10 protein-coding genes and 1 tRNA gene are annotated in these 10,411 nt (G+C 65.9%); 3 read left to right on the forward strand and 8 right to left on the reverse strand.

Features of this window, described 5'->3' with window-relative positions; genetic code table 11:
* Positions 1 to 972 precede the first annotated feature (972 nt).
* From GGQ98_RS17505 to GGQ98_RS17535, 7 genes are all read right to left on the reverse strand, one after another.
* Positions 973 to 2,202 carry a tyrosine-type recombinase/integrase gene (locus GGQ98_RS17505; protein ID WP_184071861.1) on the reverse strand — a complete coding sequence of 410 codons (1,230 nt, stop codon included), beginning with the start codon at positions 2,200 to 2,202 and terminating at the stop codon, positions 973 to 975.
* 160 nt (positions 2,203 to 2,362) lie between these two features.
* A tRNA-Phe gene (locus GGQ98_RS17510) sits at positions 2,363 to 2,438 on the reverse strand.
* A gap of 70 nt (positions 2,439 to 2,508) precedes the next feature.
* Complete coding sequence (locus GGQ98_RS17515) at positions 2,509 to 2,691, reverse strand: DNA gyrase inhibitor YacG (protein WP_184071863.1); 183 nt, start codon at positions 2,689 to 2,691, stop codon at positions 2,509 to 2,511.
* Positions 2,669 to 3,652, reverse strand: coding sequence for a ribonuclease (locus tag GGQ98_RS17520; protein ID WP_184071865.1), 984 nt, complete (start codon positions 3,650 to 3,652; stop codon positions 2,669 to 2,671). The genes GGQ98_RS17515 and GGQ98_RS17520 overlap by 23 nt, the downstream gene beginning before the upstream one ends.
* Positions 3,645 to 4,223, reverse strand: a complete 579-nt coding sequence (locus tag GGQ98_RS17525) for a Maf family nucleotide pyrophosphatase (protein WP_184071867.1) — start codon at positions 4,221 to 4,223, stop codon at positions 3,645 to 3,647. Before GGQ98_RS17525 ends, GGQ98_RS17520 begins: the two co-directional genes overlap by 8 nt.
* A gap of 11 nt (positions 4,224 to 4,234) precedes the next feature.
* Positions 4,235 to 4,453, reverse strand: coding sequence for a translation initiation factor IF-1 (gene infA, locus GGQ98_RS17530; RefSeq protein WP_184071869.1), 219 nt, complete (start codon positions 4,451 to 4,453; stop codon positions 4,235 to 4,237).
* 87 nt (positions 4,454 to 4,540) lie between these two features.
* Positions 4,541 to 4,843, reverse strand: a complete 303-nt coding sequence (locus GGQ98_RS17535; RefSeq protein ID WP_184071871.1) for a hypothetical protein — start codon at positions 4,841 to 4,843, stop codon at positions 4,541 to 4,543.
* Positions 4,844 to 4,931: 88 nt separating this feature from the next.
* On the opposite strand from GGQ98_RS17535, the gene hisG reads away from it, so the two are divergent.
* From hisG to recQ, 3 genes are read left to right on the forward strand one after another with little or no spacing between them, the layout of a single operon-like run.
* Positions 4,932 to 5,588 carry an ATP phosphoribosyltransferase gene (gene hisG / locus GGQ98_RS17540; protein ID WP_184071873.1) on the forward strand — a complete coding sequence of 219 codons (657 nt, stop codon included), beginning with the start codon at positions 4,932 to 4,934 and terminating at the stop codon, positions 5,586 to 5,588.
* Positions 5,578 to 6,864 carry a histidinol dehydrogenase gene (gene hisD, locus GGQ98_RS17545; RefSeq protein WP_184071875.1) on the forward strand — a complete coding sequence of 429 codons (1,287 nt, stop codon included), beginning with the start codon at positions 5,578 to 5,580 and terminating at the stop codon, positions 6,862 to 6,864. Before hisG ends, hisD begins: the two co-directional genes overlap by 11 nt.
* A gap of 8 nt (positions 6,865 to 6,872) precedes the next feature.
* Positions 6,873 to 8,645 carry a DNA helicase RecQ gene (gene recQ, locus GGQ98_RS17550; RefSeq protein ID WP_184071877.1) on the forward strand — a complete coding sequence of 591 codons (1,773 nt, stop codon included), beginning with the start codon at positions 6,873 to 6,875 and terminating at the stop codon, positions 8,643 to 8,645.
* On the opposite strand, the gene GGQ98_RS17555 is transcribed toward recQ, so the two are convergent.
* Positions 8,642 to 10,348, reverse strand: coding sequence for a TonB-dependent receptor (locus tag GGQ98_RS17555; RefSeq protein WP_184071879.1), 1,707 nt, complete (start codon positions 10,346 to 10,348; stop codon positions 8,642 to 8,644). The genes recQ and GGQ98_RS17555 overlap by 4 nt on opposite strands.
* Positions 10,349 to 10,411: the final 63 nt, after the last annotated feature.

The following is a 10,411-nucleotide window of genomic DNA, read 5'->3' on the forward strand; positions in this document are numbered from 1 at the left end:
GTCAAAACCCGTCTGCTCAAGGTTCGTCTCCTTCCACGACCTTGAATCAGAACTCCAACTCAAAGGGAATCCTGTGAATGCAGACAGCTCCTAGAGGCGCGACGGAAAAGACCCCTTGAACCTATGGCAGATTCAGACGGTTGACCCATGGCAAGCGAAAGGCGGCAATGTCGGCGCTACCGTCTTAAATCCCCAGAACGCGAACAGAGACCACGACGGCATAGCTCGCGTTTGCGAAGTCCAGCATGTCACTGGGCTCGGTGCCCATCAGTGTACGGCTGAGCGGTGCGGAGAAGGAGGGTAGCCAACCCTCGCCGTGTTGGGCGTTAGAAGTACGTAACACGAACAAAGCGCCTTGGAGCTCAAAAACAAAGGGTGCAAAAAAGTACATGGTTTGGGAATCGAACTGGAAAGCCCAAATTTAACGGTACATTTGACGGTATAGGGAATTGGCAGCCTGACTTCATCGCATTGAAAAGATTTAACAAATTTTAATCATTGGATTCCGGCCGTGGCGCACGTGAGTCAGGAAAATTTGCCTCGGCCCTCAAAGCACATCCGTGCCTCGAGCACGCTTGCGTGCTCAAATTACGATTGGCAGCGACCGACTTGAACGATTGCAGGAGCGAACCCTTCGGAAACTCGAGGGTCTCGCCGATGGCCCATGGCCCGGCCGCGTACACGAGCCTGTCGCGCTCGCTCGTGCTGACAGAAGTACAGTGCCCAACGAAACACGCTCGCTGGCCCATCAGGCGCCGAGAACCTGACAAGATCGGCCGGTCGGTTACTATTTGGCGCGAGCGAACACCCAATTGACGGCGCCGAAGTCGTGCCGATGGCTTTGTTGGCGGCCACTGTGCTTGCATTCGAGCCTCGGCCGCCGGCGGCTATGGCAGTACTCCACGCCGTGGCCAACCATGTTGCGGCGGCTCACCGGTTAGAAGGCCGATGAAGCGAAGGCAGGTATCGGGTCTATCCGAACCGCTTCCGTCCGAAGCTTGCACGAATGACTTGGGCTCCTGTTCGTAAATCATCCAGATAGTTCGACCATGCCTGCATCATCTTGACCCTCTCGGCCCAATGTTCTCCCCGCGCATAGGCGCGGCGGACGTCGTTGCTTTCGACATGCCCAAGCTGGCGCTCGATCGCGTCCGGATGCCATTTTCCCATTTCATTAAGCCGCGTGCTTGCCATCGCCCTAAACCCGTGAGCGGTCATCTGGGTCTTGTCGTACCCGAGACGGCGCAAGGCGGCATTCAATGTGTTGTCAGTGATTGGCCGCTCCGAGGAGCGAATGCTGGGAAACAAGAACCGACCGTCGCCGCTGATAGGCCATAGCTCTTCGAGCATTTCGACGACCTGCTTGGCGAGAGGAACACGGTGCGGGCGTCGCATTTTCGCTTTGTGCGCGGGAATCGTCCAGATCGCCGCGTCCGCATCGAACTCTTGCCATTCAGCCTGTCGCAGCTCGCCGGGACGAACGAAAAGGTGTGGCGCGAGGCGTAGCGCGATCTGAACCGTAGGCTGACCCTCATAGCCGTCGATCGCTCGCAGAAGGGCGCCGATGTCTCCAGGCTCCAGCAGCGCGGAACGATGCGTCACCTGCGGCCGGATGAGTGCTCCGCGAAGGTCCATGGCGACGTCGCGCGGCGCGCGGCCCGTCGCGACGGCAAAACGAAAGAGCGTGCCGAACGTCCCGCGCAAGCGATTCGCGGTTTCGTAGCGCCCCCGAACCTCAATTTTACGAAGCACCTCCAGGAGGTCCGTCGCCGTAATTTCGGCGATGGGACGATCGCCGAGGCGCGGGTAGGAGAACTCCATCAGCCAACGGTTCTTCTTCAGCGTCGCTGCGGCGCGTCCCTGGAGCTTGAGGCGTTCCAGCCACTCTTCGGCAATCGCCTTGAAGGTTTCTTGTTCGCGGACACGTTTTTCACGCTCGGCTTCCTTGCGTTGCTTCATCGGATCGATGCCCGAAACCACGAGTTTCCGTGCAGCATCGCGCTTCTCGCGCGCTTCAGCGAGGCTGATGTCCGGATAGACGCCGAGGGCCATGGTCTTCTGTTTGCCGCCGGATCGGTAGTTGAATCGCCAATACTTCCGGCCGTCGGGGTTCACGAGAAGCACGAGACCCGGAGAATCGGTCAGCTTGTATGGCTGCTGCCTGCCCTTCGCGTGCAGCACCGCCGCTGCGGATAGCGCCATGATGGTATCTCCCGTTCGAGTGTTGGCAGATACCATCATTTTTACCACTGAACGCTCTGGATACCAACAACCGGCCCCGAACTGCGTCGGACTCAAATCTCCGGAGAGCCGCAGAAATGCGTACTTTCCTGGACGGCTATGGACGGCTGTGGAGAACAAATGGTGCCCGGGGACGGAGTCGAACCGCCGACACTGCGATTTTCAGTCGCATGCTCTACCAACTGAGCTACCCGGGCACATTCCAGCGAACGTGGAATGAAGCGCGCCTCTTAATCGCCCGTTGCGGGCTTGTCCAGCGCCCGTGCGTCAGCTTTCGGCCGGAGGTTCCTCGTCGGAATGCACGGGCACGCGGTAGCGTTCGTCGAGCCACGAGAGAAGGTCGCGGTCGCGGCAGAGCTGCGAACAGAAGGGCTTGTGGGCGTCGGTTTCCGGCTTGGCGCAGACGGGGCAGCGGCCACGGCGTGATTCAGATCTGGGCGGCATGGACATGGCCCGCTTGTAGCGCAAGCGTAGCGTCTTCGGCCAGCACCGCCGCGGCGCCGACGCGGCGTTCGAGGTCGGCAAGAAGCGCGGGGCGGGCGCGCAGCCATGCGGCGACACGCGGCGGCGCGGTCAGCCTGCGCGGCCCCGCCCCGGGCGTCCGCTCCGCGATGCGAAGCAGCGCCAGCGCGGCGGTTTCCACGGGCGTGTTCTGAACGCGCTCGATGATGGAGGCGCGCGGACGCGGGCGCACGATCTGCAGGAAACCGAAGCCGTTTACGGCCGTTCGCTCGAAAGGCTGCGGCAGCAGCGTATCGACAAGCGCGCCCGCCGCGTGCCGTGCCGCCTTGTCGCGCGTCGTGGGCAGATCGATGCCGATGGAGCCGCCGATGTCGAAGCGGCGGATCGCGGCGGCGGCCGCGCGTATGCCCGCCATCGCCAGTTCGGCCGGGGGCAGGTCGCCGTCGACGTCGATGGTCGTCATCGCGGGGGTGGGCGCGATCGCAAGGCTGCCGCCGGGAAACGGGACATGTCCGCTTTCCGCTGCGGCCAGCGCCTCGCCCCAGCCCCACGCATCCAGCGTTTCGGCATGCCCCAAAACACGCGCGCCCGCTGGTTCGAACGCGGGCGCCGGGGAGACCTGCTGCGCCGATGCGCCCGGCGTACCGTCTGCGCGGACCTTTGCCAGCCTCGGCCGGCCGCGTTCGGGGATCGGCTCGCGCACCACCACGACGCGCACGAGAGCGCCTTCCGGGAGGTCTGGGGGCACAGGCTCCAGCAGGGCTTCGTCGTCGCCGAGCCTGACGATACCGCGCCGCCCGCCGAGCTTCGTGACCAGCTGCGCATCCCACACCGCGCCGACCTGCGGACCGCCGCCATCGCGGACAAGACGCATTTCGGCGATCTGCCCGTTTTCGATGAGCGCGGCGCGGGTTTCACCGATACCGCGCTCGATCAGCCATTCAGCCATCGGAAGGCACGACGCCGGATGCCGCGAGCAGCGCCGATGCCTCGTGGAGCGGCAGGCCGACGACGCCGGAATAGCTGCCCGAGAGGAAGCGCACGAAGGCGGCGGCGCGGCCCTGTATCGCATAGCCGCCCGCCTTGCCGCGCCCCTCGCCGCAGCGGACATAGGCTTCGACCTCGGCGGCGGTGAGCCGCTTGAAGGTTACGATGGTTACGCCAACGCGCTGGCGCAGGCGCCCCTCGGCATCGATGACCGCAACGGCGCTGAACACACGGTGCCGCCGCCCAGAGAGCAACATGAGGCATTGCCGGACGATGTCGTCGGTCTCGGCGGGCGGCAGGATACGGCGGCCCGCGGCGACCGTCGTGTCGCCCGCGAGCACCACCTCCCCCGGCTCCCGCGGCACGGCGGCGGCCTTTTCGGCGGCAAGACGCACGGCGTAGTCGCGTGGAAGCTCTCCGCGCCGGGGCGATTCGTCGATGTCGGGCGAAAGCGTGCGCGCCGGAGAGATGCCGATCTGTTCGAGAAGGGCGCGGCGGCGCGGGCTCGATGAGGCAAGGACCAGCGCCGGCACAGACGGTTCCGTTACTTGAAGCGGTAGGTGATGCGGCCCTTGGTGAGGTCGTAGGGCGTCAGTTCGACGAGCACTTCGTCGCCGACGAGCACGCGGATGCGGTTCTTGCGCATCTTGCCGGCGGTGTGCCCCAAAATCTCGTGATCGTTCTCAAGCTTGACCCGGAACATCGCGTTGGGGAGCAGTTCGGTGACTGTCCCCCGCATTTCCAGAAGTTCTTCCTTCGCCATTCAGTCTCCTTGCGCGGGCAAGCGCCCGCAAATGCTGCCTGCCCTTGGCGGAAAAGGCCCGGAAACGCAAGGTTGCTGTTGCGCCCTTCAGCGCCGCCGCAGACGCCGCGCATTCGCGGTAACGCTGCGGTGAACGGGGGCGAGCGCCTTTTCGGCCGCCTCCATGGGATCGCGGGCACCGGCCGCGCTCATCATCCCGCGCGTGAAGGCATCCACCTTCTCGGGCACCATGCGATTGAATTCCTGCATGTCGCGCGCCGAGGGGAACATCGCCGCATTCCCCAGCATCGCGCTGCGTTCCGCAATCACGACCATGGACGCCGACCAGGTTTCCATCGACATGCGCCACAGCCGCACCATTTGCGGACCCGAATCCCACCAATCCACCATCAAAACACTCCCCGCCTGTTCTTTTGTCCGTCCGGCGGACTGCCGACTCCGTTGCGGCGCGGCACCGCCTTCTTTACAGGCAGTCGCGATGAAAACGGAACTGGTCTTTGCAATCCCTAAGGGACGCATCCTTGCAGAAGCGTTGCCCCTGCTCGCGCGCGCCGGAATCGCGCCTGAACCCGCGTTCTCGGACGACAGCAGCCGCGCGCTGCAGTTCGCCACCAACGTGCCCGGGCTTTCGATCATCCGCGTGCGCGCGTTCGATGTCGCGACGTTCGTGGCGCACGGCGCGGCGGACCTCGGCATTTCGGGCAACGACGTGCTGATGGAGTTCGCGTATTCCGAAATCTACGCGCCCGTCGATCTGGGCATCGGACACTGCCGGCTTTCGGTCGCGGAGCCCGCCGAAATGGCGGCGGGAGACGATCCGCGCAGCTGGAGCCACGTGCGCGTGGCGACCAAATACCCGAACCTGACCAGCCGGCACTTCGCGGCGCGCGGCGTGCAGGCCGAGTGCGTGAAGCTGAACGGCGCGATGGAACTCGCCCCGCGCCTCGGCCTGACGCAGCGCATCGTCGATCTCGTGTCGAGCGGGCGCACGCTGAAGGAAAACGGGCTCGTCGAGGTGGAGAAGATCACCGAGGTGACGAGCAGGCTGATCGTCAACCGCGCGGCGTTCAAGACCAAGGCGGCGGCGATCGCGCCGTGGATCGAGCGTTTCCGGGAGGCCGCCGGTGCCGATTGAACTTTCCACCGCCGACGCGGATTTCGCCGGGCGTTTCGCCGATTTCGTCGACGCCGGGCGCGAGACCGCGACGGATGTTTCGGCGGTGGTCGCCGGGATCGTCGCGGATGTCCGCGCGCGCGGCGACGCGGCGGTCGTGGACCTGACGCGGCGCTTCGACCGGATGGAGGTGACGGCGCAGACGCTGCGCTTCACCGGCGCGGAGATCGCCGCCGCGAAGGACCGGATCGAACCCGACCTGCACGCCGCGCTGGAACTCGCCGCTGACCGCATCCGCGCCTTTCACGCCGGGCAGCTTCCGGCCGACCACGACGCGGTCGACGCGCAGGGCATCCGCGCAGGCTGGCGCTGGTCCGCGATCGACGATGTGGGCATCTATGTGCCCGGCGGCCTTGCGAGCTATCCATCGACGGTGCTGATGAACGCGATCCCCGCCAAGGTCGCGGGCGTGCGCCGCCTCGTGATGACGACGCCGACGCCCGGCGGCACGGTGAACCCGCTGGTGCTTTACGCAGCGCACCTTGCGGGCGTCGACGAGATCTACCGCGTCGGCGGCGCGCAGGCGATCGCGGCGCTGACGTTCGGAACCGGCACGATCGCCCCGGTCGACAAGATCACCGGCCCCGGCAACGCCTACGTCGCCGAAGCCAAGCGGCAGCTTTACGGGCGCGTCGGCATCGACATGGTCGCCGGGCCTTCGGAAATCCTGGTGGTGGCGGACAGCGCCGCGAACCCGGACTGGCTTGCCGCCGACCTGCTGAGCCAGGCCGAGCACGACCGCGTCGCGCAGGCGATCCTGATGACCGACGATACGGACCTCGCACGGCGGACGGCACAGGCCGTGGACGCGACGCTCGACGCACTCGGCGCGGACGTCGCGCGCGAAAGCTGGGCGCGCTTCGGCGCGATCATCACGGTGCGGAGCCTGGACGAAGCGCCGCCGCTGATCGATGCGCTCGCACCCGAGCATCTCGCGCTTTCGATCGCGGATCCGCAGGCGATGTTCGCGCGCATTCGCCACGCGGGATCGGTGTTCATGGGCTATCGCACGCCCGAAGCGATCGGCGACTATATCGGCGGGCCCAACCACACGCTGCCCACGGGACGCCGCGCGCGCTTTTCCTCCGGGCTTTCGGTGGCGGACTTCATGAAGCGCACGACCTTCCTCGATTGTTCGGCAGAAGGCCTCGCCGCCGTCGGCCCGGCGGCAGCGCGGCTCGCGGAAGCGGAAGGCCTGCCCGCGCACGCGCTTTCGGTGACGCGCCGCCTCGGCTGAAGGCAGCCATGCGACGCGATCCCGCCGCCATTCTTCACGAGGTCTTCGGCTTTCCCGCCTTCCGGGGCGTGCAGGAGCAGGTCATCACGCGCGTGCTTGCCGGGCAGCGCACGCTCGCCATCATGCCGACGGGCGCGGGCAAATCCTTGTGTTACCAGCTTCCCGCCGTCGCCATGGACGGCTGCTGCGTCGTCATCTCGCCGCTGATCGCGCTGATGCACGACCAGCTGCGCGCGGCGCAGGCGGTGGGCATCCGCGCGGCGAGCCTGACATCGGTGGATACCGACCGCTGGGAAACGCAGCGGCGGCTGTGCGCGGGCGAACTCGACCTGCTTTACATCGCGCCCGAGCGCGCGAGCGGCGAGGGCTTCCGGCAGCTGCTGGATGATGCGCACATTTCGATGTTCGCCATCGACGAGGCGCACTGCGTTTCGGAATGGGGCCATGATTTCCGGCCCGACTACCGCCTGCTGCGGCCGCTGCTCGATGATTTCGCGCACGTGCCAAGGTTGGCGCTGACCGCCACCGCCGACGCGCACACGCGGACGGACGTGCTCGCCGCGCTCGGCATTCCCGAAGAGGGCATGATCGTCGCCGGGTTCGACCGGCCCAACATCCGCTACACCGTGCATCCGCGAAACGGCATGACGCGGCAGATCGGCGAGCTGCTGTCCGCGAACCCCGGCCCCGGCATCGTCTATGCGCAGACGCGCGCGGCGACCGAGAGCCTTTCGCAGACGCTGTCGCGCGGCGGGCGCCGTGTGCTGCCCTATCACGCCGGATTGCCTGCGGAGGTACGCGCGGCGAACCAATCCGCCTTCATCGCCAGCGAAGACATGGTGATGGTGGCGACGGTCGCGTTCGGCATGGGCATCGACAAGCCCGACGTGCGCTTCGTGGCGCACGCAGGCCTGCCGAAATCGATCGAGGGCTATTACCAGGAAAGCGGCCGCGCGGGCCGCGACGGCGAGCCCGCCGAGGCGCATCTGTTCTGGGGCGCGGAGGATTTCGCGCGCGCGCGGCAACGCGTCTTCGAGGTCGAGGAGGCGCGGCAGGCGGGCGAGCGCGCGCGCATTTCGGCGCTCGGCGCGCTGGTGGAAACCGGCAGCTGTCGCCGCGCGGTGCTGCTGAAGCACTTCGGCGAGAGCCCGCCGCAGACGTGCGGCAACTGCGACAACTGCCTGAACCCGCCCGCAAGCATCGACGCCACGGAGACGGCGCGGAAATTCCTTTCCGCCGTGTACCGCACCGGGCAGAGCTACGGCATCGGGCATCTGGAAGAGGTGCTGACCGGCAAGGCAAGCGACAAGGTGCGCGCACGCGGGCACGACAGCCTGACGGTGTTCGGGATCGTTTCCGCGCAGGACGCACCGCTGCTGAAGCCGGTGTCGCGCGCGCTGCTCGTCCACGAGGCGGTGACGCCCACCGAACACGGCGGGCTCGCGCTCGGCCCCGGCGCGCGCGCGATCCTGCGCGGCGAGGAAAGCGTGATGCTGGTGCTGCCGCCGCAGCGGGAACGCTCGGCGCGCGGCAGGAAGCAGCAGGCGGACAATCCCGTGGGCGATCCGCTGTTCGAGGCGCTGCGCGCCTGCCGCCGCGCGCTGGCCGAGGAGGCGGGCGTGCCGCCCTACGTGATCTTCCACGACAGCACGCTGCGCGAAATGGCCGCCGCGCGACCGGTTTCGCGCAGCGGCCTGTCCGAGATATCGGGTGTCGGCGCCCGCAAGCTCGACGCCTACGGGGACCGGTTCCTGGAGACGATCCGGGCCTTCCCCGCCTAGAAGTTGTACCGCACCTGCGCGCCGAACCAGCGCGGCTGCGTGTAGGTGTCGTAGGCACCGCCGAGCGGCGGGGCCGAGACGTCGAACGAGAAGATCTTGCGCGCCTTGTCGAACACGTTGTTCGCGAACACCGAGAGTTCGAGACTGTCTTCCATCGTTTTCAGCGACACGCGCGCATTGGCGAGCCAGCCGCCGGGCACCTTCGTGACCGCCGCGTTGGTGAGCTGCGAATAGAAATCCGCAGTGTACACGGCGTTGAACGTGGCGCTGAGTTCGCCGAAGCCCAGATCGAGATCCTTCGTCGCGGCGACGTTGAACGTGCGGGCGGGGGCCTGCGGCGCCTTGCGATCGACGATGCGCGCGCCGATGGGGATGTCCGCCACGTTCGTGTGCAGCAGCGCGAGGCCCGCATCGAAGCGGAAGCCCATGCCCGGATGCACCGACAGTTCGAAATCCGCACCGTAGATTTCCGCACTCGTGTTGAACAGCGTGAAATTGAAGCCGCGCTGGTCGAACGCCTGATAGTCCGAATAATCGTAATAGAAGGTCGCGGCGTTGAAGCGGACGCGGCGATCGAGAAGCTCGAACTTGCCGCCGATTTCGTACGCCATCAGGTCTTCGCCCTTGAAGCGGAACCCCGCGAGCGGCGCCTGGCCGACGAAACCCGCGTTATAGTTGAACGCCTTGTAGCCGCGGTTGATGCTCGCATAGAGCAGCATTGCGTCGCTCGGCTTCCAGTCGAGCGCGAGGCGGCCGGAAAAGCCGGTTTCGCCGTGCTTGTCGGTGGTGACGCCGTTCGCCGCGAGCGTGCCGGGTGCGATCAGGATCGGGCAGAGCGGGCCTTCGCAGATTTCCGAGTAATAATAATCCTTCTCGTCGCGCGTCACGCGGATGCCCGCCGACAGTTTCAGCTGATCGGAAAGATCGTATTCCGCCTGCGCGAAGCCGGAATACGACGTGGTATCGACCCGGTAATCCGCGCGCGGATAGGTCGCGAAACCCGACAGATTGAAGCCCTGGAAATAATTGCCGTCGATGCTGAGATAATAGAGACCCGCGGTCCAGCGGAATGCGCCGTCGTCTTCGATCAGGCGGATTTCCTGGGTGAAGTGCGTCGCCTTCGCATCCTGTTCGAAGACGCCGATATCGACCGGAGAGAAATCATTGTCGGCCGCATAGGTGCTGTCGAGCTTCTGGTAGCTGGTGACGGTGGCGAGCGAATAGCCGCCGCCCAGATCGTAATTGATCTTGCCGCCGATGGTCCACGTCTCGCGCGCGAAATTGCCCGCGTAGTTGAACGCCCCGGTGTAGGGGTCGCCGTCCGCGTCGGCATAGCCGAAGCCCGTCGGCGATCCCGGCGGCAGCGGAATGCCGAGACCGTCGGCATCCTGCGTGGCGCCCGTTATCATCGCGCCGCCGCTCGTGACGGGCCGCGTCTTGTACCAGTCGGCAAAGAGGTTGATCGTCAGCGCCTCGGTCGGCTCCAGGCGCAGCTGGAAGCGGCCCGCGATCGTATCGTCCTCCAGAAGATCGGGGCCGATCGCGTTCTTCACGTAGCCGTCGTGCTTGTCCTTCATGAACGACACGCGCGCCGAAACGCCCTCCGCAATCGGTCCGCCGACAGCGGCTTCGATGCGCACCTGATCGTAGCTGCCGTAGGTGAAGTCGACATAACTGTTTGATCCCAGGCTTTGATGGTGCATTATTCAGCCAGCAATGGAAGGATGCGCTATGGGACAGATACTCCATGGGAGCGCCACAACGAC

The sequence above is a fragment of the Sphingosinicella soli genome, assembly GCF_014199685.1.
GTDB lineage: Bacteria > Pseudomonadota > Alphaproteobacteria > Sphingomonadales > Sphingomonadaceae > Sphingosinicella > Sphingosinicella soli.

What these genes read in the sequence shown, in the direction of transcription:
- GGQ98_RS17505 (WP_184071861.1), bottom strand. Translation starts at nt 2,202, where the DNA reads ATGGCGCTATCCGCAGCGGCGGTGCTGCACGCGAAGGGCAGGCAGCAG.
- GGQ98_RS17515 (WP_184071863.1), bottom strand. Translation starts at nt 2,691, where the DNA reads ATGTCCATGCCGCCCAGATCTGAATCACGCCGTGGCCGCTGCCCCGTC.
- GGQ98_RS17520 (WP_184071865.1), bottom strand. Translation starts at nt 3,652, where the DNA reads ATGGCTGAATGGCTGATCGAGCGCGGTATCGGTGAAACCCGCGCCGCG.
- infA (WP_184071869.1), bottom strand. Translation starts at nt 4,453, where the DNA reads ATGGCGAAGGAAGAACTTCTGGAAATGCGGGGGACAGTCACCGAACTG.
- GGQ98_RS17535 (WP_184071871.1), bottom strand. Translation starts at nt 4,843, where the DNA reads ATGGTGGATTGGTGGGATTCGGGTCCGCAAATGGTGCGGCTGTGGCGC.
- hisG (WP_184071873.1), top strand. Translation starts at nt 4,932, where the DNA reads ATGAAAACGGAACTGGTCTTTGCAATCCCTAAGGGACGCATCCTTGCA.
- recQ (WP_184071877.1), top strand. Translation starts at nt 6,873, where the DNA reads ATGCGACGCGATCCCGCCGCCATTCTTCACGAGGTCTTCGGCTTTCCC.
- GGQ98_RS17555 (WP_184071879.1), bottom strand. Translation starts at nt 10,348, where the DNA reads ATGCACCATCAAAGCCTGGGATCAAACAGTTATGTCGACTTCACCTAC.